The 20,572-nt window shown below is 65.5% G+C and carries 16 protein-coding genes and 2 pseudogenes; 9 read left to right on the top strand and 9 right to left on the bottom strand.

The window, feature by feature from the left end; genetic code table 11:
• The 3 genes from ACLMAL_RS27300 to ACLMAL_RS27290 all read left to right on the top strand — a co-directional run bounded on the left by ACLMAL_RS27300 (nucleotide 1) and on the right by ACLMAL_RS27290 (nucleotide 3,584).
• Entirely contained in the window at nucleotides 1–651 is a 651-nt protein-coding gene (locus ACLMAL_RS27300; protein ID WP_412001689.1) for an SRPBCC family protein, read from the top strand.
• Nucleotides 648–1,847 carry a vWA domain-containing protein gene (locus ACLMAL_RS27295; RefSeq protein WP_412001688.1) on the top strand — a complete coding sequence of 400 codons (1,200 nt, stop codon included), beginning with the start codon at nucleotides 648–650 and terminating at the stop codon, nucleotides 1,845–1,847. The genes ACLMAL_RS27300 and ACLMAL_RS27295 overlap by 4 nt, the downstream gene beginning before the upstream one ends.
• A 723-nt stretch (nucleotides 1,848–2,570) precedes the next feature.
• A complete protein-coding gene (locus ACLMAL_RS27290) occupies nucleotides 2,571–3,584 on the top strand; it encodes an alcohol dehydrogenase catalytic domain-containing protein (RefSeq protein ID WP_412001687.1) in 1,014 nt (337 codons plus the stop codon).
• Between the two features lie 705 nt (nucleotides 3,585–4,289).
• Here ACLMAL_RS27290 and ACLMAL_RS27285 read toward each other — a convergent pair.
• Complete coding sequence (locus ACLMAL_RS27285) at nucleotides 4,290–4,529, bottom strand: excalibur calcium-binding domain-containing protein (RefSeq protein ID WP_412001781.1); 240 nt, start codon at nucleotides 4,527–4,529, stop codon at nucleotides 4,290–4,292.
• Between ACLMAL_RS27285 and ACLMAL_RS27280 the strand changes: the two genes are divergently transcribed.
• Nucleotides 4,492–4,710 carry a hypothetical protein gene (locus ACLMAL_RS27280; RefSeq protein WP_412001790.1) on the top strand — a complete coding sequence of 73 codons (219 nt, stop codon included), beginning with the start codon at nucleotides 4,492–4,494 and terminating at the stop codon, nucleotides 4,708–4,710. The two genes, ACLMAL_RS27285 and ACLMAL_RS27280, sit on opposite strands and share 38 nt — an antisense overlap.
• Before the next feature lie 357 nt (nucleotides 4,711–5,067).
• Here ACLMAL_RS27280 and ACLMAL_RS27275 read toward each other — a convergent pair whose 3' ends face one another.
• A complete protein-coding gene (locus tag ACLMAL_RS27275; RefSeq protein WP_412001686.1) occupies nucleotides 5,068–7,014 on the bottom strand; it encodes a glycoside hydrolase family 15 protein in 1,947 nt (648 codons plus the stop codon).
• Between the two features lie 444 nt (nucleotides 7,015–7,458).
• Nucleotides 7,459–7,776: a hypothetical protein gene (locus ACLMAL_RS27270; protein ID WP_412001685.1), complete on the bottom strand. Its 318-nt coding sequence runs from the start codon at nucleotides 7,774–7,776 to the stop codon at nucleotides 7,459–7,461.
• 431 nt (nucleotides 7,777–8,207) lie between these two features.
• On the opposite strand from ACLMAL_RS27270, the gene ACLMAL_RS27265 reads away from it, so the two are divergent.
• Nucleotides 8,208–8,957, top strand: coding sequence for a FadR/GntR family transcriptional regulator (locus tag ACLMAL_RS27265; protein ID WP_412001684.1), 750 nt, complete (start codon nucleotides 8,208–8,210; stop codon nucleotides 8,955–8,957).
• Nucleotides 8,957–9,688 carry a cache domain-containing protein gene (locus ACLMAL_RS27260; RefSeq protein WP_412001683.1) on the top strand — a complete coding sequence of 244 codons (732 nt, stop codon included), beginning with the start codon at nucleotides 8,957–8,959 and terminating at the stop codon, nucleotides 9,686–9,688. The genes ACLMAL_RS27265 and ACLMAL_RS27260 overlap by 1 nt, the downstream gene beginning before the upstream one ends.
• Nucleotides 9,689–9,962: 274 nt before the next feature.
• Here the strand turns inward: ACLMAL_RS27260 and ACLMAL_RS27255 are convergent.
• The 3 genes and pseudogenes from ACLMAL_RS27255 to ACLMAL_RS27245 form a co-directional block, all read right to left on the bottom strand.
• Nucleotides 9,963–10,580 (bottom strand): annotated as a pseudogene (locus ACLMAL_RS27255) (recombinase family protein).
• A gap of 228 nt (nucleotides 10,581–10,808) precedes the next feature.
• On the bottom strand, nucleotides 10,809–11,624 hold the full coding sequence (locus tag ACLMAL_RS27250; RefSeq protein WP_412001682.1) for an alpha/beta fold hydrolase: 816 nt from the start codon (nucleotides 11,622–11,624) through the stop codon (nucleotides 10,809–10,811).
• Nucleotides 11,625–11,660: 36 nt separating this feature from the next.
• Nucleotides 11,661–12,323, bottom strand: coding sequence for a DUF4097 family beta strand repeat-containing protein (locus ACLMAL_RS27245; RefSeq protein WP_412001681.1), 663 nt, complete (start codon nucleotides 12,321–12,323; stop codon nucleotides 11,661–11,663).
• Between the two features lie 238 nt (nucleotides 12,324–12,561).
• On the opposite strand from ACLMAL_RS27245, the gene ACLMAL_RS27240 reads away from it, so the two are divergent.
• Nucleotides 12,562–13,317 carry a helix-turn-helix domain-containing protein gene (locus ACLMAL_RS27240; RefSeq protein ID WP_412001680.1) on the top strand — a complete coding sequence of 252 codons (756 nt, stop codon included), beginning with the start codon at nucleotides 12,562–12,564 and terminating at the stop codon, nucleotides 13,315–13,317.
• A 93-nt stretch (nucleotides 13,318–13,410) separates the two neighbouring features.
• On the opposite strand, the pseudogene ACLMAL_RS27235 reads toward ACLMAL_RS27240, so the two are convergent.
• The 3 genes and pseudogenes from ACLMAL_RS27235 to ACLMAL_RS27225 form a co-directional block, all read right to left on the bottom strand.
• A pseudogene (locus ACLMAL_RS27235) lies at nucleotides 13,411–16,419 on the bottom strand (Tn3 family transposase); the annotation flags it as partial.
• Between the two features lie 148 nt (nucleotides 16,420–16,567).
• A complete protein-coding gene (locus ACLMAL_RS27230) occupies nucleotides 16,568–17,593 on the bottom strand; it encodes an MFS transporter (protein ID WP_412001679.1) in 1,026 nt (341 codons plus the stop codon).
• Nucleotides 17,575–18,300, bottom strand: coding sequence for an MFS transporter (locus ACLMAL_RS27225; protein ID WP_412001678.1), 726 nt, complete (start codon nucleotides 18,298–18,300; stop codon nucleotides 17,575–17,577). Before ACLMAL_RS27225 ends, ACLMAL_RS27230 begins: the two co-directional genes overlap by 19 nt.
• Before the next feature lie 116 nt (nucleotides 18,301–18,416).
• Between ACLMAL_RS27225 and ACLMAL_RS27220 the strand changes: the two genes are divergently transcribed.
• Both ACLMAL_RS27220 and ACLMAL_RS27215 read left to right on the top strand, forming a co-directional pair.
• Nucleotides 18,417–19,319 (top strand): sigma-70 family RNA polymerase sigma factor, encoded by a 903-nt coding sequence (locus ACLMAL_RS27220; RefSeq protein ID WP_412001677.1) that lies wholly within the window; start codon nucleotides 18,417–18,419, stop codon nucleotides 19,317–19,319.
• 146 nt (nucleotides 19,320–19,465) lie between these two features.
• Complete coding sequence (locus ACLMAL_RS27215; RefSeq protein ID WP_328401155.1) at nucleotides 19,466–20,380, top strand: SDR family NAD(P)-dependent oxidoreductase; 915 nt, start codon at nucleotides 19,466–19,468, stop codon at nucleotides 20,378–20,380.
• The last annotated feature ends 192 nt before the right edge of the window (nucleotides 20,381–20,572 follow it).

Genomic DNA, 20,572 nt, shown 5'->3' with positions numbered 1-20,572 from the left:
ATGAAGATTGCCAACGAGTTCACCATCAATGCGCCCGTCGAGCGGGCATGGGAGGTGCTGACCGACCTCGAACAAGTGGTCCCGCTGATGCCTGGAGCGCAGATGGTCGGCTGGGACGGAGCCGACTTCCTCGGCAAACTCGAGGTCAAAGTCGGCCCGGTGACCAGCGAATTCACCGGGAAGGCGAATTTCGTCGAGCGCGACGAACACCACCATCGCGCCGTTATCAACGGCAGCGGCCGGGATTCACGCGGATCCGGAAACGCAGCGGCGACCATCACCACGCAACTGCACGAAGACGGCGACAAGACCCGCGTCACCGTGGACACCGACCTCAAGATCGTCGGCAAGCTTGCCCAATTCGGCAGCGGGATACTGCTGCAGGTGTCCGAGAAACTGGTTGGTCAGTTCGTGGCAGCCCTGGAAGCGAAACTCGCGGCGGGCGATTCGGCCGCCGCGCAGCCGGTGGTGGGGCCGGATGGCCGAGGGATGCGGCCGCAACCGGTCGCGCAATCCGAGCCGGCACCGCTCGACCTCGTCGATCTGGTCGGGCCCGCGATAGTCAAGAAATTTGCGCCGGTGATCGCGTCGGGGCTGGCGGCTGTGCTCGCAATTGTCCTGGTACGCAAGCTGATGCGCAGGAAGCGATGACACGGGCGGTTCTGTTACGGGGTGTCGATCTCGCTGCCTTCGCTGTCGCGGTGGTCGCGCGGCTGCGGCGTGGTGGCGTCGCGGTGGCCCCGAGCGGGCCGGCGCTGTTCGTGCAAGCCTTGCGCCGCATGGCGCCGCGGTCGCGCACCGAGTTCTACTGGGCTGCGCGGCTCACGCTCGTCGATCGCATGCAGGATCTCGCTGCCTTCGACGCGGTCTTCGCGACGGTGTTCGCCGACGCGGTGTTAGGCGTGGACCCGCCCAGCCGAACGCGCAGCCTGCCGACCGAACGCCCGTCGGCACCGCGCGTGAGCGGGCAGGGGCAATCTCGGCAAAGCGGTGAAGTCCCTTGGGTGACAACGCGATCGGCGGTCGTTGCCGACCGATCGACCGACCAGGGTGTGGCGCTGCCGGACGTCCTGCCGAGCCGGCTCGCGGCACGAGCACAGGAACCGTTCGATCACTTCGATCCGGACGATCTGCGAACGGTCGGAACGTGGCTGGAGCAGGCGTCGGCGCACTGGCCGCAGCGCAGCAGCAGGCGCTACGAAAACCATCCGCACGGCAAGCGGATCGACTTCCGGGCGACGATGAACAACTCCCGCCGCACCGGCTGGGAGTCAGCGGTGCTGGTCCGCACTCGTCCCCGTAGCCGCCCGCGCCGAATCGTCATGATCTGCGACGTCAGCCGCTCGATGCAGCCGTATTCGACGATCTACCTGCACCTGATGCGGGCCGCGATGCAGCGCCGTTCGCCCGATCGCCCCGAGGTGTTCGCCTTCTCCACCTCGCTGACCAGGCTGACCTCGGTGCTGGCGCACCGTTCGCCGGATGTCGCGGTGGCCCGGGCAAATGACAAGGCGGTCGACCGCTACGGCGGCACGCACATCGGCAGATGCCTCGGCACGCTACTTGCCACTCCGTCCGGCAATGCGGTGCGCGGCGCCGTCGTCGTCATCGCCTCGGATGGCTGGGACAGCGACACCCCCGATGTTCTCGCCCGCGCGATGGCCCGGATCCGACGCCGGGCTTGGCGCGTCATCTGGCTCAACCCTCGTGCAGGCGACTCCCGGTTCCAGCCAGCCACCGGTGCGATGGCGGCAGCCCTGCCGTACTGCGACGTCATGATGCCCGCGCACACGCTGGCGGGCATGCATGCGTTCATACAGGACCTGGCATCGGCGGTTGTCACCTGATGGCCAGACAGCGAGTATTCGCCACCGTCAACGGCCGCAAGACCGGCCCGGTCGACGCACGCTCAGTGGCGATGGCGGCGCTGTATTCGCCGAATCTGCTTCCTGTCGAGCCCGATTCGGAGCTGGTCATACTGGGCATGCTCACTGATCGCCGAGACGAACTCGGTCGCGCGCGAACTGCGACGACCAACCGACTGAACCGGTTTCTGCTCGATTCTTCCCCGGTGGCGCCAGAAAGTTCCCGTCCGTCATGAATCTGCTGGCACAACCAGCACTCGATGCCGGTCCGCGACTTCACAGTCGGCTCAAAGATTCGACATCCGGACCACCCACCGAAGGTTGCTCGACGACCCACGCGCCCGCGCACCCGCGGCGTTACACCTCAGTGCCGCCTCGGCGAACGTATAATTCTCCAGGCACCCTTGTTGGGTCGGTACCTTCTGCTCGGGCGTGCGACGCCGCGCAGGACGGATGACGAGCCGTGGCCGGCCGGCGCAAGGTGGCACGACCAGGTAGTTCTACGGACACGACCAGGGTGCCGCTGGCACCATCGTTGAAGGCGATAGTAGCGTCGGTGGCATCCAGGGTGCCACCGACCGTGAGAACTGATGTTTCATCCGGTGCCCCGATTGCCGTTCGAGAATTGCCGGCGCCACTGCCTCGATCCTGCTGCGGTGAGGCCCTCGCCGCCACCGACGCTCCCCGAGGAAAGCGAGGATACCGATGTCTACTCATCAGGCTGTTCACGTGCAGTCCGCCGGTGCGGCGCTGAAACTGGTCGATGTTGATACGACTTCACCACCTCGCGACCATGTGCGCATCGCGGTCTCGGCGTGTGGGATCTGCGGCACCGACCGTGCGTTCATCAGCGGCGCGTTCCCCGGCATGGCGTGGCCGCTGACACCCGGGCATGAGATCGCCGGCACGATCGCCGAACTGGGCGCCGATGTCGACAATTACGTCGTCGGTGACCGCGTGGCTGTGGGCTGGTTCGGTGGGCATTGCAGTAAGTGCATCCCATGCCGGAAAGGCGACTTCATCCACTGCCAGAACTTGCAGGTCCCCAGCTGGCACTACCCCGGTGGATACGCCGAGTCGGTGACCGTACCGGCCAATGCGCTGGCCCGCATCCCCGACGAGCTTTCCCTGGCCGAGGCCGCGCCGATGGGTTGCGCCGGAGTCACCACCTTCCTCGCGCTTCGCGAAACCAGGGCGGTGCCCGGCGACCGTGTGGCCATTCTGGGGATCGGCGGACTGGGCCACCTCGGCGTGCAGTTCGCGCGCGCGATGGGCTTTGAAACGATTGCGATCGCCCGCGGCCCTGACAAAGCCGAGGACGCCCGCGCGCTCGGCGCCCACCACTACATCGACTCGACCGCCGGTGATGTCAGCAAGGCATTGCGCGGGCTCGGTGGTGTGTCGGTCGTTCTGGGGACCGTCGGCAGCGCCACAGCCATGGCCGAAACGGTTGGTGGGCTGCTACCGCGCGGTGAACTCATCGCCATCGGCGTCACCGCCGAGCCATTGCCGATCACCCCGACGCAGCTGATCATGACCGGACTCAGCGTCACCGGCCACGCCTCCGGCACCGCGCGCGATATCGAGGAAACGATGCAATTCGCGGTCCAATCCGGTGTGCGCGCGCGAACCCAGGAACGGCCACTGGATCAAGCTGCCGAGGCCTATGCCGCATTGGAACAGGGGCGGGCCCGATACCGCATGGTCCTCACGGTCTGACTGCTCAGGGTTGGCCGCGACGCAATTCAACCTGTATTCGCTGCCAACAACGGGACGTGAGGAGGACTCTGCAGACCAGCTCGGCGCGCTGCTCGAGTTGACCACCCCCGGCCCCGTCGCGTCGGCAGCGTGGCCGCGGCGGCCGACTTGTGGTTCGACATCTCCAACGATCCGGCCAGTCTCGACGCACGCACCTTCGCCGACGACACTCGCTCTCCCAGGTACGCGCCTACAACCTGTTGTGCTGGGATTACGGTGCCCTACCCAGCGCGCTCAGCGTTCTGTTGGCCCAACCGGATGAGCTGGAGCAAAAGGGCGCCTGCCGTATCAGCGTGCCGCCGGGTGTGTAGACGAATACAACAGGATGCGCTCCGCGTGGGAGACCCTTCTGAGGCCCTATATCGAGGTCGAGCTCGGCATCCCAGCGAGCATGAGCACTACCACCGCGCACGCGACACCTTCCACCACAACCACCCCTACGCGGTAGGTGAATCGCCTTCCGGCGGTGTTGGCGACGGGGAATGAAGCGATCCGGCGCGGCCCTCTCGCACGCACGTAGTGACGGGTGGCGCGCCCGCTCGTACGGCGCTGAGCTTGCCGAAACTGTACTTGTCGCGGTGCCGGTCGGCGCCATATCCAGCCGGGTGCCCACACTGATCACGAGTAAGGGTGTGCCGCAGCGGTTTTCGGTGGCTTCGCCGGCCTTTACTCGCAGGCGATGCCGTCGTTGTCGCGGTCGAGTTTCGAACTGTAGCCGGGTTCGCCGCGTCGTAGCGGCGCGGCGCCGGCAGCGCGAGCTGCGGCGCAGTTCGAGTAGTAGACGCTGGGAGATGCGGGGGTTGTCGGCGCGGGCGCCGCAGCCGGCGGTGCGACGGGCGCGGGTGCGGCAGCCGGCGGTGCGGGCGCGATGATCGCTGGTGGTGTGGCCGGGGTAGTCGGTATCACCGAGGAGGTTGTCGTCGGGGCGGGCGTCGCGCGGGTGGCGGGTGCCGCCGAGGTCGTGAGCCGCGCGCTGGTTGGCGGTGTCGACGTGGACTGGGTGCTACACGCCGAGGCAGCAAGCGTGACTGCCGCGAAAGTACTGAGGACGACGGCATGTCGCCGTGTTATTGCCATGGTTGCCTGATTCCGAGGTAGAGGCGCGCGTCCGAGCGTCGGCCTTGGTAAGCCGCTTCCCCTGACAAGGAGCACACACGTCTTACCGTGGTTCACCACGCACGGACCGTACCCAGAATTGTGGGTCTACAGTCGATTTAGGCCCTACGCAGTACGGACACTCGTGGGACTGCCCCATCTATCGCCACCACCTCCGACACGTTTCGGTCCGAAGCCTCGACACTCGGGGTGCTCGAGCGGTAAGACCAGATCACCTACATTTGCGCCTGGATCGCGGAAGCCACTGTAGCGGTGGCATTACCGATCGGCGAACCGCACCCTCTCGCGTCCGGTGGTCGAGCTGTCGTCGTTATCCCGAGCGTCAGGGTTAGCGGTGCATGTATCCCGGTGTAAATGATGCAACGTCCAGTCGTGGGGCGATCGATTCCCCGCCCAGCGCCTGCCGCAGTACGGCTTGTTCGTCCTGGATGACGTGCATTACGGCGTTGATCAGCGCGAGGTGGGTGAATGCCTGGGGGTAGTTGCCCCAGTGCCGGCCGGTTCGTGGGTCGATCTCCTCCGCGTAGAGGCCAAGAGGGCTGGCGTAGGCAAGCAGTTTCTCGCACAGCTGTTTGGCTCGCTTCTTTTCGCCGATCTCCGACAGTGCCGAGACAAGCCAGAACGAGCAGATCGTGAAAGCGCCTTCTTCCCCCGCACATCCATCGTCGGTTTCACTGACGCGGTACCGCAATACGAGGCCGTCCTCGGTCAGTTCGTCGGCGATGGCCAACACCGTGTTACGTACCCGGTCGTCGTCGGGGGGCAGGAAACGAACCAGCGGGATGAGCAAGGTCGAAGCATCCAGTGCCGTGCTGCCGTAGTACTGGGTGAACACCTGCCGGGAGTCGACCGCATTGGTGCATATGTCGGCGTGGATTTCGTCTGCGGCCTTTTGCCAGCGATGTGCGCGTTCGAAGTCCTGGTGGATGCGGGCCAGCCGGGCGCCGCGATCAGCGGCAACCCAACACATGACCTTGCTGGAGGTGAAGTGTTGGGGTTCCCCGCGTACTTCCCAAATGCCGTGGTCGGGCTCGCGCCAGTAGGTGAGGGCGCTCTTGACCGCCCGGCCCAGCAGCGGCCACGCTCGTGCGTCGATTTGGTCTTGGTTGCGTGCGTAGAGATAGACCGCGTCCAGCGCAGCGCCCCACACATCGTGCTGGCGTTGCTGGTACGCGCCGTTGCCGATGCGCACGGGGCCGGCATTTTCGTAGCCGCGCAGGTGGGTGAGAGTCCGTTCGGTGAGGTCGGTTTCGCCGCCGATGCCGTAGACGATCTGCATGTCGCGGACATCTTCGGTCAAGCTGATGATGTACGAGAAGAATTCGTTCGCCTCCCAGCTGAAGCCCAGTGTGTACAGTCCCCACAGCGCGAAGGCGGAGTCGCGTATCCACGAGTAGCGGTAGTCCCAATTGCGTTGTCCACCTGGGGTTTCGGGTAATGACGTGGTGGCCGCAGCACTGATGGCACCGGTGGGGGCGAAGGTCAGACCCTTGAGGGTCAGCGCGCTGCGGGTGAGCTGGGCAGTCCACGGATGATCCGGAAACCGCCCGCCGGCCAGCCAGTGCCGCCAATGGTGGATTGTCCGTAGCAGCCGTTCGTCGGCGTCGTCAACGGCGCGGGGGGCGTCGCGACTACCCCAGGAGAGCGCACAGAAGCGTGTGTCGCCCGCCTTCAGCAGGGTGCGGGCAAGCGCGTGCGTACCTTCCAGCCCCAAGCGCATGTCGGTGCTCAGCGTCAGCTGCAGATCGATTCCGTCAGCGCTGGCCTGCGCGAGGTGGTAGCTGTCGAGATACTCCCAATGAGCGCGATGCCTGCCGTAGTCGAAGGACGGCTGGCAGTCGAGCACGAACTGAATCTGCCCGGTCTCACAGTGCACCGTCCGCAGCAGAATGTGCTCGGCGTCGTAGTCGGTGGGAGTTCGGCGATGGGCGCTATGGCCGGGTGTCTGGTGCCGCCAGGGGCCGACCAGCAGCACATCGCGAACTGTCGCCCACCCTTCGCCACTGCGCCAACTCGTCTCCATGACCATCGTGCCGGGGACGTAGCGGCGATCGGTGGGCACCATGAAGTCGGCAGGGGCGAACCGGAACGAACCGGCGGAACGATCGAGTATGGCTGCGAAGACACTGGGGGAGTCCATGCGGGGTAGGCACATCCACTCGATGGCTCCGCTGGGGGCGATAAGTGCGGTGACCTCGCAATCGGAGATGAAACCGTAGTCGTCGATGCGCGGGAACGCGGTGAGTCGCGGCGTGCGTTCGGTCTCGTCGTCCATGTGTTGCTCCATGGTCGTCTCGGCGCTGATATCTGGCCGGCTATTCCAAGCGGTTGCCTGGTGAACCGCCTTCTTTCCCGACCGGACTGCGAGCTGATCAGGATATGAGTGATGTGGCGTTTCCAAACAGCCCACCACCTTGTGGGGCGTGTCGGCAACCCCGGCTTCTTGATGCGGGCAGGGCATTTCCCGCAGTTTGCTTGGAAGAGCAGCAAGCGATTCGGTGCCGGGATCGCGATGAAGGACAACAAAGTGGGTTGTCGCCGCCCCTACGACCCGCGCGGCATTGTGCGAGGCGCGTTCACGGAGAGTCGAGCCCACGCGGAGCATTCCTGGCGATGACACAGCCGGCCCTGGTGGCGGCGCCGAGACTCCGAGTCCACGCGGGGGTGGGCCACGACGTCCGGGGCTGAGCACGCACCGGAGTGGTCGGCGTTCGGCACGCTATGCCAATACCCGCTGCCTCGCCGCCAGAGACATCGGCGGAATGAGTTTCGTCCAGAATTCGTGACGGACCGCATCCCACAGCCTCGCCAGTTCCGGAAGCAGTTCTCGCGCCAGGGCGAGATCCGGGTAGTTGCTCGGGCAGAAGGAAGCTACCGGCGAAGCGTCGGATGCGTTGTCCACCGCGATAATTGCGATCAGATGATGCTGAACCAAGCGCCACGTCACACGCAGTCCGTCGACTTCCGTTCGCCACATATCATCCATCTTCGATACCCCGCCGTCGCACTCTTGCCTCGGGTATTTGGCGACCACCATCGACCGGCCGCACCCGGCTATGCGCCACCATCTCGGCTGGCAACTCGGCACGGCCACGGATGCACCACTGGAGGTGCCCGCTAGGACAGGTCGGGTTCTCGGACATGAGGAATTCCTGCTTCGATCGTGACGTCGGCGCGTCAAGTTGTCCGGGTGGGGCAGTTCACATGCCTTGAACATAAGACATTAGATTTCATAGTTCAAGAGGTTCTTCAGTAAAAATCGCATTAAGTCCCGCCGCCCACCCAGGACGCGCCTCGTCGCCAGGCAGCTCGGCATCCACCGCCCCGCCGCCTGGCGATTGCGAACACTGCCGGGGTGACCACGGGTGCGGGCGGGACCCACTGTGATGTACATCTAACTTTAGAGTTCATATTTCAAGTGTTAGTCGACTAGAATCGTGTCACGTCCCCGCCACCCGAGGAGTCGCGTTGCCTCACCAGAAGAGGGCCGGATTGACCGCGCTCGGCGCCGTGCTTTCGCCGCTCGAGGGCGGCGGTCCGAAAACCGAGGCCGTGGCGCAGCGGTTGTCCGCTGCGATCAGCCTCGGCGTGATGGTCGACGGCCAGCAGTTGCCGAGCGAGGCTGATCTCGCCAACCAGTTGGGGGTATCGACGATGACCCTGCGGGAGGCGCTGGTGGTGCTTCGGCAGCAGGGCATCGTGCACACCAAGCGCGGGCGCGGGGGTGGCAGCTTCATCAGCGCTTCAGCGGAGGTTTTCGAGAACACCTCGCTGGCGCGGTTGCAGCAGATGAGCATCCAGGAGCTGCGTGATCTGGGGGACGAGCACTTCGCCGTCACCGGAGCGGTTGCTGTGTTTGCCGCACGCCGCGGGGTGCGGGCCGACATAGTTCGGCTCCGCACCCTGACCGACCGGCTGAAGGACAGCACCGAACTTGTCGCGGCACGCCAAGCCGACAGCCGCTTTCATATCGAGATGGCGGTGTGTGCGCAGTCAACCCGGCTGACCCGCGCCGAGGTCGGTCTGCAAGCAGAACTCTCCGCCTTGCTCTGGCTGCCGCGGCTGAAACTGGAGCCGGCAGCTGAGGCGGCCTCCCATCATGACCTGGTGGACGCGATCGAACGAGAAGACGATGCCCAGGCGAGAGAACTGGCAGAATCGCATACGGAATCACGCATCCGCCGTCTCGTCGCCCTACGCTTGGAGCTCAGTGATTGATGAGGGACACCGATAGCTTTCCGGCCCCGGCGACCGTCGAGTTGCTCGCTAGTTCCGTCGCAAAACTGGTCGACGAGATCTACCTGTCGCTGGAAACTATCGGAACCGCACTGACAATCTTGTGGGGTGGTCTCACCGAGAATCTGCGGTCCGCTCCCCAGTCGACTGACCTGGCACCGCTGCGCGAGACTATTGCCGGTGAGCTCGAGCGGCGCGGAAAGCTGTTCACCGGCGCAGGCGTAGTGATGGCCGACAGCGTTCTCGCTGATCGCCCCCGTCACCTGGAATGGTGGCTTCCGGACGCGCAACGCCTGCTGCTGGAACTGAATCCCGATAGCGAATACTTCTACGACTACACCGGAATGGACTGGTTCACGATTCCGCGCGAGCAGGGTCGGCGATGGGTGCAGGGGCCGCACCTCGATTACGCGTGCTCCGATCAGTATGTTTGCACATTCTCGATACCGGTCACGACCACATCGGGAACATTCCTCGGAATTGCCGGGGCCGACGTACCGGTCGCCGCGATCGAGGAGGTCTTGCTTCCGCGATTCCAGGCATCCGGTCAGCGAGTAGTGCTGGTCAACAGCGAAGGCCGCGTCATTATGGGGACCGATCCCGAATTCACGACCGGATCCAAGACGAGCCGGATGGACAGGTCTGTTGCGACAGTCCCGATCGAGGCGATGCCTTGGTCGTTGCGTCCGCTGGGACCCATCGCGTCCCACTGACACTTCAGAACACCGATACAGGTTCCAGTAGTAGCCGTTGAAGAACGAAGGATATCGCGTAGCCCCGCTGCTCCTGAACGCACAAGGAGTCGAAATTCATCGTCGATTCCCTTGGCGGGCCGAGCAAGATTCTCCGGAAGGCCGACATGGCGGACAACGGTCGTGTCATGGGGTTCCGGTAGTAATCGTGCGGAAAACAACGACAATGCCTTGACCAGCGGTGATGTCGAGTGGTTCGGGGTGTCCAGTACCGGGTAGATGAACGCCGTGGGCGCTATGCCCGTGGTGCGGTGCCGCTGATGATGCGGTGGATGGTGGAGCGGCCGACGCTGTATTCCTCGGCGAGGTCGGCCAGGCTCGCGTCGTCGTCGGGGTCGTGGTAACGGCGGTGGATCGTTTTCCGTGCTGCGAGAGGCAGTTTCGGCTGTTTGCCCTTGAGGCGGCCTTTCGCGCGGGCCTTGGCCATGCCCTCGCGGGTGCGCAGGTGGTTCAGGTTCGCCTCGAACTCGGCGACCATGGCGAGGGTTTGCAGGAAGAGCTTGCCGAACGGGTCGTGCCAGTCGTAGATCGAGGTGCCGAGCCCGAACAGCACGTTGCGCTAACGCAGACCGGTCAGGATCTCCCCGGCTTCGGCCATGTTCCGCGCGAACCGGTCGAACTTCGTTGTCGTCAGCACCACCTGCCGCCCGGTGATGGCCGCGGCGGCCGAGGTGACCGCGGCGAGCGCGTTATCGAGTCCGGTGCGGTTCTTGCGTGTCGTGCCGGAGAAGCCTCGATCGATGAAGATCCGTTCGCGCGGTACTCCGAGCGCGAGCAGTTGATCGGTCTGGATCTCGATGTCCTGCTCGTCGGTGGAGCAGCGGCAGTACCCCACCCGAAATGGCTCACCCATGGTCGAATTGTTCCGGATAGCGGGGGTTGACCGGGACGGTTCCCGGAACACCTCTACGGAACACTCGTGACCGGGGCTCCGAGCCGCGCGACGGGGTGTTCCGTTCACCGGTCGCTTAACGGAACAGCTTCGGACGCCGGGCCGTCGACCAACTGTGCCGGTGTCACAATTTTCATCGTGACACCGGCACACGTGCTGCCTGGCTGACCGAGTTCGCTGGTCTCGTCTTCAGTGCTGCCCGCCCTCGGGCCCGGCGACCTCGCGGACGGCTTGGGCGACGGTGCGGTAGTCCTTGCGCAGGATGTTGCCGTGGTTGCTGGGGACTTTCGCGTGGATGGTGATGTTCGGGTTGCGTTCGACCACCTTGTGCAGGCTGGCGCGGATGCGTTCCTGCGAATCGCCCTTGCTGCCGAACGAGGATCCCGAAGCGTTCACATACCGGGTCGGGACAGTGATGTTGTCCATCACCGGACCCAGTACTCGTTCGCGGGCGATCTCGCCGGCCTCGATATTGCTGTCGGCCATCTGTTCGGCGGTCATCCGCGCGCCCATACCCATCGCGCGCATCAGCGGCATCATCCAGCCCAGCCGTCGCCACAGTTTCCGCATCGCCTCGATATCGACCTCGTCGATCCAGTCGTGCGGTTGGGCGCCCTCGACCAGGACCGCGCCCACGGTGCGGTCGGGGTTGCGGCTGGCGAAGTGTGCGGCGACGAATGCGCCGTAGGACCAGCCGATTACCAGCGCACGCTCCACACCCCTGGCCGCGAGCACGGCGTCGACATCGGCGACGTTGGTTTCGAACGAGTAGTCCGCCGAGGTCCCTGACTTGCCGCGGGCCCGCATGTCGTAGGTGATGTGGCGCCATTCCGGCCCGAGATCGGCGATCACGTGCCGCCAGTTCTTCTGGGTGGCGACGTGGCCGTTGACATAGAGCACCGGGATGCCGGGGCCGCCGGTGTCGGTGACGGCCAGGGTGGTGTCATCGACGGGCACCATGCCGGTCCAGGTCGTATCGGTCGGGTGGGTGCGGTTGTTCGTCATGGGTCTGCTCCTGGTCGTGTCTGGGTTCTGGTCCTTTTAGAGGCTGCGGGCGATGATGTCGCCGCGGGAGGTGGTGGCCCGGATGTCGAGTTCGGCCGTGCCGTCGTTCTTCAGGGCGTTGCTGACTCGGCCGTGGATGGTGTCCGCGTCCAGTGCGGCCGAGACCCCGGCAGCGGCGGCGACCGAAATGGTGCCGGACTGGGTGCGGAGCACAACCGTGCCGCGCACGGCCTCGGCGATCTGGATATCGCCCCGCGTGGTGCTGATGTCCGCCGGGCCGGTGAGGCGGCCGACCTCGACGTCGCCGTCGACCGCGGCGAGGCGGACACTCGCGGCCTCGTCGATCTTGGTCTGTGCGGCACCGTCGAAGGCGACCTCGCCGAGGCGTCCGACGCCGCGCAGTTCGCTGCCGGCCGCGGTGGCCTCGATATGGGAGCCGGCGGGCAGTTGCACGGTGATCTCCAGGGATCCGGAGGGGCCGAAGAGCTGGTTGCCCGGGGTCGAGGCCGTGATCCGCAGGACGCCCTCGGTGTAGGTGACGGTGGTGCGGTCGGCGACCTTGGTGTCGCGGCTCTTGGCGGGGTTGGCGGGTGTGACCTCGACGGTGGTGTCGGTGCGGTCTGAGGCGATGACCTGGATGCGTCCGGCCGGGATGTCCAGGACGGCGGTGATCGGGGTGGGGGTGTCGAAGGTCTGCATCGTTCTCTCCGGTACTGGTTTGTTGTTTCTGACATCGCAAACGCTATGTTGCATTCCATTCTTCAGCAACATAAACGTTGCGTAGAATATGGGTCAATCCAGCTAAATGCGCATAAACTGTTGCGAAAGCAGTAGATCTAACGCAACGAAACCGTTCTTTGTTCGTTGCGTTGAATGGGGACTGGACGCTACAGTCGGGACCTCGGACCGCCACGACGGATTCACCAAGGAGGTCGCGATGTCGGGAGGCAGGCTCACCCAGGCCGAACGCCGCCAGATCGCACTGGGACTGGCCGACAATCTCCCTTATGCCCAGATCGCCCGGCGCCTCGATCGGCCGACCTCGACGATCACGCGGGAGGTGATGCGCAACGGCGGCCCGACTGCCTACCGCGCCGATCTGGCCCATCGCGCCACCGAACGCCGCGCGCACCAGCGCCGCCAGGCCGCGCCCCGAGGGCAGCGAACACCGGCGCAAGCGCACGGACGCGATGTCGAGGCCATGCGCGCCTACGAGGAGACGTTCACCACCCTGCTCATGGCACAGGGCATGCCCACCATGATGGCCCGGGTGTTGACCTGCCTTTTCACTGCCGACACGGGCAGTTCCACCGTGTCCGAACTCGTCGCGCGCCTCCAGGTCACCCCGGCCTCGATCTCGAAGGCGATCGCGTTCCTCGAAAGCCAGGGCCTGGTCCGGCGCGAACGCGACGAACGCCGTCGCGAGCGCTACATCGTCGATGACAACGTCTGGTATCAGTCGACGATCGAGAGCGCCCGTGGCCTCGCCAAGGTCGCCGAGATCACCCGTCAAGGCGTCGACATCTACGGCCGCGGCACCCCGGCCGCCACCCGCCTCGAGAACATGGCCCGCTTCAGCGACTTCATCAGCGAAAGCATCCTGCGCGCCGCAGCGCAGGGCCGCGAGGTCCTCTACACGAAACCCGAAACGAGCTCGACCGGCACTACCGAGTCAATTCCAGATCGTGGATAGCTGTGCGGGTCGGCGAGGTCGGCAAGGCCTTTCATCGCGGCTGGGTGCCTGATGGGGTGGCGCCGCCCGGCCGACCCCAGCACGGGTTGTCAGAACAGTGTCGCGCACGCGCAGCGGCCGGTACCCGGTCGGGCCGAGCGCGGCCAGCTCGGCGTCGATGTCGACCTCGATCGCGCCGAAGAAATTGATGTTCTCGCTGTGCGCGGGCGAGATGTGGGCCAGCACATCGGCGTCTATGCGGCGGCCCTGACGGCGCATCTGGTCTACCGCGAGCCCGTAATACTCTGTGGTCCAGGCGATTACCGCGTTGGTGGCCAGGGTCAGGCACCAGGCTTGTTCGGTCTGGGCTTCCAGATGACGGGCGTGGAAGGCCCCTTCGTGGGCGTAGATGAGGCCACGTTTCAGTGCATGGATGGATTCGCCCTTGTTGAGCTGACGAGAGATCTTGCGCCGGTAGTCCGGATCGGTCAGATACCGACAGGCGTAGATGGTGCGGCGCATGGCACCGTATTCCTTGAGCGCCGCCGCGAGGGCATTCTGGCGACCCGATGCCGACAGCTTGCCAACCAGCAGGGATGCGGTGGCGTGGCCGAATTTCAGCGATCCGGCCAGCCGCAGCAGGTCGTCGTAGTGTTCGGCGATCAGGTCCAGGTTCAGCTTGCGGGTCAGCAGCGGTCCCGCGTGCGGGAACCGTGCCTCGACCTCGGCGCGCTGCGACGGCCGGTAGAGGGTGATCTTGCCCAGGTCCCGGATCCGCGGGGAGAGCTGCATCCCGAGCAGGTCGAACAACGCAAAGTTCACCAGGGTCACCCCGTGAGTGTCTGTCGCATGCTCGGTGATCGGCAGATCGGTTGCGTTACCGAGGATCTCATCGAGTACGTAGTGGGCTTCGCGCCGGGTGGTGACGATCACCTTGGTGCCATAGATGGTGTGCTGATCGGTGACATGGGTATAAGTCGACAAGCCCTGGTCAGCAAAGAATTGTGGCACTGTACGCGCGGTGACCGATTTGCCGCGCGTCGGAAACCGCTGCCCGTCCGAGGAGGACAGGGTGCCGGTGCCGAAAGCCGCTGTCAGCGGCAGTCTTTGGTGGTAGCCGATGAGCGCCAGGTTCGCTGCCCGCAGCGTCTCCTCCCGCACATACCATTCCTCCGTCCACGCCAGGATGTCGTAGGAGATCCCGGACGCTTCAGACATGCGGGTCAACCCCAGATTGGTCGACGAGGCCAGCAGCACCGCGATGAGGTTGCGTTTCAGCTCCGGACTGCGGGCGTGTTTGCCGCCCGCGTGGGTGAAGCAGTCCAGGTAGCCGGTGCGTTTGTCTAACTCGATCAGCAGCGACACGATCGGCGCGAACGGCAACATCTCGGTCAGCTCGGCCTTCAACGCGATGGCCTCGGTCGGGATGTCTTCGGCGGTCAGCGGTGAGATCACCAGATCACCGGCCTCATCCAGGCGCACCTGCCCGTCGCCGGTGGCGAGCATCTGCTCGAGCTCGCCGACCGCCTCCTGCCACTCGTCGGTGAGCGCGGCCAATGCACAGGCCGGGTCGGCAGGTTTGTCGACCAGGCGGCAGAATTCGGCGCGCTGGGGTTCCCACTGTTCACCGGTGAGCAGGTAGGCCGCAGGGTCGGCGTAGCGGCGGGATCCGGGTACGAACACGTCCCCGGTGCGCAGCCCGTCCCGCAACCCGAGCAGCACGCACAGCTCCCAATAGTGCCGGTAGCCGACGGTGTTCCCGGTCTTGCGCGCTTCGTCGAGATAGCCGCGCCACTTGGTCGGCACAAATCCCGTCGGCGCGTCGTCGAACACCTTCCGGCGACCAGTCGCGTTGAGCTCGCGCAGCATGTTCACCGCGACCAGCAACTCCGTCGACGCGGTACCGCCAGCGAACCGCACCGCCGACAACACCGCCGGAGTGAACTTCCGCAGATACGAATACGAGGTATCGAGAGCGGCCAGATGTCCATGATCGCGCGGCAACCGCGGGCGGGCTTGGGCTTTCGCCGCCCGCAACCGCTCCCACCCGATGCCCTCGCCCCGGATCAATCCACCGACATCCTCGTCGGGGATCTGCGGGTCGATAATGATCGCCAGCAGCTCATCCAGCAGCGCTTGCCGGTCTTCTCCGGTCTTGCCGCGCTCGGCCAGTTCCTCACGCATCCGGTTCTCGGCAGCACTGAACTTCGCCGACAGCGACTGATCGAACAACGCCACCACCTCGTCGAGCACCTCGGCGGCCGACTGCGCCAACACCGTCAACAAGATCGGATACCGCCGCTGCGGATCGCGCCGCTCCAGGGCTTGACCGGTCAGACGGCGGCCCAGCGCGGCCAGAAATCGACGGCGCTCCGCCGGGAGCACCGACATATCCAAGGTGTCCGCACCCAGGCCGCGCACAAATCCCAGCTTTTCGACCTCGTTGCGCACCGCAGCCGCCGACGCCTCCACCGGCCCGGTCGACAGCCACCGCAACCGCGACATCCGGATCGACGCATCGGTGACCAGCAAACCGTCCAACTCCGAGCACCGTTGCGGAGTCAGTACGTGCGCCAACCGGTCGTAGGTCTCGCGCTGTGCCCGCTCGCGCGCATGCACGACGCGACGAACAACAGTGTCGGGACTGGGCCGGATCACCCGCCCCGAGAGCAGATACTCACACCCCAACCGGAACAACAACGTCGGCGAATCATGCTCCATCGCCCGCGCCAGCAAGAACTCGTCGAGCTCCTTCAACTCCATCGTCCCCGCCGGCCGCCACCCCAAATACTGGGCCGCCAACCGCAGATGCTCGGTGCGCGTCTGCGCCCGCTTACCGTACGAACGGATCAGCGACGCATCGACTTTCAACTGCTCCGCCAGACGCGCGACCGCCACCGGTGGCGCGGCGGCCACCCTGTCCGGCACAAATCCGAGCCATGGCAGCGTGCAGAGTGCGGCAGCAAGTCCGAGTCGCTCCGCCGGGCCGCGCCCGCGGCCGGGCGTGAGGAATGCGATATCGGCCGGGGTGAGCGTGAAGAACCGGAACAACTCCTCGCGGCTGATCTCCGGAAACTCCCGCAGACGTGCCAACTCCTCGTCCGCGAACACCTGTATCGCCACGAAACCCGACCTCCAGCACACCGACCAACCTCATCGGCAGCCAAGCCAAGCACCAATCACGATGTCCCGCAGCTCAAACCGAAAGCCCGACATCGCCGCTGGTCAAGCCATTGTCGTTGTTTTCCGCACGATTACTACCGGAACCCCGTCATGCAGCGGTCGAGGCCAGTTGTTCGGAGAGGTCTGTTCGCCGCATCTGATGCGGCAGCCCGAAGATGCCGAGGAAGACCGCGATCATGGTGCCCACCCCGTACCAGAGGGTGTAGCCGAACGCGTGGGCGAAATTGTGGGCGTTGGCTTGCGGGCCGGCGATGATCAGGATGCGCTGCACCGCAGGCGGCGTGTCAGGGCGGGCCCTGCAGCTCTCGGGGATTTGGGGGGGATCGGTCGCGGCGGACCTGTCGCGGACGCAGACGCGGAACCCCGCGATAACGGCATCCTGATCCGCAGTCGGCACACCGGCCGAGGTGAGTTGCTGATGCAGGGCGGGGGTGACGGCGCTGACGCCGCGTCCGGAGTCGTCGGCGAGCTGCGTGAAGAGCACGATGCCTGCCAGGGCGATCCCGAGGGCCATCCCTACCTGTTGGACGGTGCTCAACGTTCCGGATGCCGATCCCGCGTCGGGTGCGGGGACGCCGGTGAGGATCAGGTCGACCATCGGGGCGACGACCAGACCGAATCCGAAACCGGAGATCGTCAGAGGGATGATCATCTGCCAGGAGGTGATTGCGGGTCCGTAATGGATGGCCACCCAGATGTAGCCGGCGAACCCGGCGGCGTTGACCAGGGCACCGGTCGCGAGGACCCGGCGCCCGGCCCGGGGCACGAACACTTGCACCGACAGCCCGGATCCGGCGGCCGCGGCCACGGCGAACGGGGCGGCGGTCAGCCCGGCCCGCAGGGGTGTCCAGCCCAGGCCGACCTGCATATAGAGCGTCCACACGAAGAAGAAGCCACCGAGCGCGACCCAGAAGATCGCCCACGTCGTCATGCCCGTCGAGAAGGCCCGTATTCGGAACAGGGCGAGCGCCATCAACGGTGACCCGACGGTGCGGGTGCGCCGGCCCTCGTAGACGACGAACACGCCGAGCAGCATCACCCCTGCGGTCATCAGCCCAATTGTCCATGCGGGCCAGCCCAGACTGCGTCCCTCGGTCAGGGGATAGACGACCATGACGACGGCAGTCGTGGCGAGCGCGACCCGACCGAGTCGAGCCGGGACGCGGCCGGTGACCGCGAGTCGCGGACCAGCAACCACGCCGCGACCAGCGCGCAGATGCCCACCGGAACGTTGATAAGGAATATCGGGCGCCACCCCCAACCGAAAAGATCCCACTGCAGCAGCGCGCCACCTAGGACCAGCCCGGCCACCGACGCCGAGCCCAGCACCCCACCCCAAATGCCCAGCGCCTTGCCCCGCTCGTTCGCGGGAAAGCTGACGTGCACGATGGCCAAAATCTGCGGAACCATCAGCCCTGCCATCGCGCCCTGCAACAGCCGCGACGAGATGAGCATGGCCGGGTCGGCGGCGGCGCACAGTCCCGACGCGAGGGTGAACCCGGCGACGCCGATCAGGAATACGGGTTTGCGGCCATAGATGTCACCGAGCCGGCCGCCGGTGATCAACAGCGCTGCGAACCCGAGCACGTAGCCGGCGAGGACCCATTCCATCTGGGCGTAGGCGGCTTCCAGGTCCTCGAGCATGCTCGGGATCGCCACATTGACGATGGTGACGTCGAGCAGATCCATGAACCCGGCGACCAGCATCACGACCAGCGCGAGCCAGCGCCGCGGGTCCAGCGCCGACGCAGCCGCCTCCCGGTCGAGCTCGCCGCCCAGCTCGACTGCTGTCTGCTTCATCGGGCGCGAGTTCTCGAGCATGGCAGTGGTTCCTCCTCGGTGATCGGCCTCGGCGATGACATCCGAGGCCGATTGCTTCCGTCATATCTATGACGAATGACGGCGGAGGAAGATGACAGTGGCGTCGGAGGTGACAGATGGACGACAGGGACTTGCTTGCCGAACGGTTCGAACGCAACCGCGGCCACCTGCGGTCGGTCGCCTACCGGATGCTGGGCTCGCTCAGCGAGGCCGACGATGCCGTCCAGCAAGCCTGGTTGCGGCTCGACCGCGCCGACACCGACCACGTGGACAACTTGACCGGCTGGCTGACCACCGTCGTCGGGCGGGTGTGCTTGGACATGCTCCGCGCTCGCAGCACCCGGCGTGAAGAACCGTCGGGACTGCAGACACCCGAACCGGGTCAGCCCGCACCCGGCACCGGCACGGACCCCGAGCATGAGGCGATCGTCGCCGATTCGGTCGGGTTGGCGTTGCTCACGGTCATCGAGACACTCACGCCGGCCGAGCGCGTTACCTTCGTGCTCCACGACCTGTTCGATGTCCCGTTGGCCGAGATCGCGCCGATTCTGGGCCGCTCGGTGAACGCGGCCGCCCAGCTGGCCTCTCGTGCTCGCCGCCGGGTCCGCGGAGCTGATCCTGTCCTCGACTCGGATCAAGCCCGTCGCAGGCGCATCGTCGAAGCCTTCCTCGTCGCTGCACGCAGCGGTGACTTCGAAGACCTACTCACGGTCCTCGACCCCGACGTCGTGCTGCACGTCGACGCCACCGTGGCCCCGACACACCACCCGCTGGAGGTGCGAGGCGCGACGGCTGTCGCACGGGGGGCGCGCGCCTTCGCCGAGCGGGCCAGATACGCGCGGATCGCGCTCATCGACGGCCGCATCGGCATCCTCAACACACCGCCTGGTCGTGCGGCGCTGGTACTCGACGTCACCGTCACCGGCACACGGATCACTGCCATCGATATCGTCGCCGATCCCGAACATCTGAGCTCACTCGACATCGTCCCGCTCCTAATTGAGCCAGGACACCGATGACCACGGCGATGTGTCGTGCACGCGTGCGTGGCGGTTGCCGCCCCTTGCGCAACTGCACCGGGAGCGCGACGGTGGGGATATAAGTCTCGCCCCTCGCCGGGCTCGTCGGGTGAACCGACGGACCGACCGATCTTTGGGAGGAAAATATGGCGAACAGGTGGACGGAGCAAGACATACCAGTTCAGAAGGGCCGACTGGCGATCGTCACCGGCGCCAATAGCGGACTCGGGTTCGAGGCCGCTCGGGCACTTGCGGCGCACGGCGCGTCGGTGGTGTTGGCAGTGCGCGATGTAGACAAGGGTAAATATGCCGCGGACCGTATTGCCGCTGTAGTCCCAGGCGCGGACACCACCGTTCAACAGCTCGATCTAACCTCGTTGGAATCCGTGCGCAATGCTGCCGAACAGCTCAGGTCCGCGTATTCCACGATCGATCTGTTGGTCAACAACGCTGGGGTGATGTACACGCCGAGGCAGATCACCAGCGACGGGTTCGAGCTGCAATTCGGCACGAATCATTTGGGACACTTCGCGCTCACGGGGCTGTTGCTCGACAGAATGCTGCCGGTACCGGGCTCGCGGGTAGTCACGGTCAGCAGCGTCGGCCATCGCATCCGGGCGCGGATCAACTTCGACGATTTGCAAGGGGAACGGTCCTATAACCGGGTGGCGGCGTACGGCCAGTCCAAGCTGGCGAATCTGATGTTCACCTACGAGCTGCAACGTCGCCTGTCCGGCACCGGCGAGACGATCGCGGTCGCGGCTCACCCTGGTGCCGCCAACACCGACTTGATGCGCAACATGCCGGCTGCGCTGCGTGCGCTCGTGCCTGTTATCGCACCCATCGCCACGCAGAGCCCGGCGATGGGTGCCTTGTCGATACTCCGCGCGGCCACCGACCCCGACGTGCTCGGCGGTCAGTACTACGGACCAGGTGGATTCTTGGAGACCCGCGGCTATCCGAAAATCGTCGAATCGAGTCCACAATCGCATGACACAGCGATCCAGCAACGCTTGTGGACGGTCTCGGAGAAATTGACCGGCGTGACGTTCCCGGTCTAATCGCAGCGGCCGCCGTCGCTCTGCGGCGGGAACGTCGTCGACGAAGGAACAACACCCATCACCGCCGAAACACAAGGAGCGAACATGTCCACCATTCACTTCAAGGAGACGACGACCTCGACGCCCGAGCAGTTCGTCGCGGCGCTCACCGACTTCGGGCCCGGCCGCTCACAGCTGTTCGGCAACAGCACC

The organism is Nocardia sp. CWNU-33, from assembly GCF_046764895.1.
Classification (GTDB): Bacteria; Actinomycetota; Actinomycetes; order Mycobacteriales; family Mycobacteriaceae; genus Nocardia.
This window is presented reverse-complemented; position numbering and strand designations above follow the sequence as displayed.

Coding starts and splice junctions, on each gene's coding strand:
- ACLMAL_RS27270 (WP_412001685.1), bottom strand. CDS start 7,776: ATGGTGGTCGCCAAATACCCGAGGCAAGAGTGCGACGGCGGGGTATCG.
- ACLMAL_RS27275 (WP_412001686.1), bottom strand. CDS start 7,014: ATGGACGACGAGACCGAACGCACGCCGCGACTCACCGCGTTCCCGCGC.
- ACLMAL_RS27225 (WP_412001678.1), bottom strand. CDS start 18,300: ATGCTCGAGAACTCGCGCCCGATGAAGCAGACAGCAGTCGAGCTGGGC.
- ACLMAL_RS27300 (WP_412001689.1), top strand. CDS start 1: ATGAAGATTGCCAACGAGTTCACCATCAATGCGCCCGTCGAGCGGGCA.
- ACLMAL_RS27260 (WP_412001683.1), top strand. CDS start 8,957: ATGAGGGACACCGATAGCTTTCCGGCCCCGGCGACCGTCGAGTTGCTC.
- ACLMAL_RS27230 (WP_412001679.1), bottom strand. CDS start 17,593: ATGGTCGTCTATCCCCTGACCGAGGGACGCAGTCTGGGCTGGCCCGCA.
- ACLMAL_RS27245 (WP_412001681.1), bottom strand. CDS start 12,323: ATGCAGACCTTCGACACCCCCACCCCGATCACCGCCGTCCTGGACATC.
- ACLMAL_RS27295 (WP_412001688.1), top strand. CDS start 648: ATGACACGGGCGGTTCTGTTACGGGGTGTCGATCTCGCTGCCTTCGCT.
- ACLMAL_RS27220 (WP_412001677.1), top strand. CDS start 18,417: ATGGACGACAGGGACTTGCTTGCCGAACGGTTCGAACGCAACCGCGGC.
- ACLMAL_RS27290 (WP_412001687.1), top strand. CDS start 2,571: ATGTCTACTCATCAGGCTGTTCACGTGCAGTCCGCCGGTGCGGCGCTG.
- ACLMAL_RS27250 (WP_412001682.1), bottom strand. CDS start 11,624: ATGACGAACAACCGCACCCACCCGACCGATACGACCTGGACCGGCATG.
- ACLMAL_RS27215 (WP_328401155.1), top strand. CDS start 19,466: ATGGCGAACAGGTGGACGGAGCAAGACATACCAGTTCAGAAGGGCCGA.
- ACLMAL_RS27280 (WP_412001790.1), top strand. CDS start 4,492: ATGATCGCTGGTGGTGTGGCCGGGGTAGTCGGTATCACCGAGGAGGTT.
- ACLMAL_RS27240 (WP_412001680.1), top strand. CDS start 12,562: ATGTCGGGAGGCAGGCTCACCCAGGCCGAACGCCGCCAGATCGCACTG.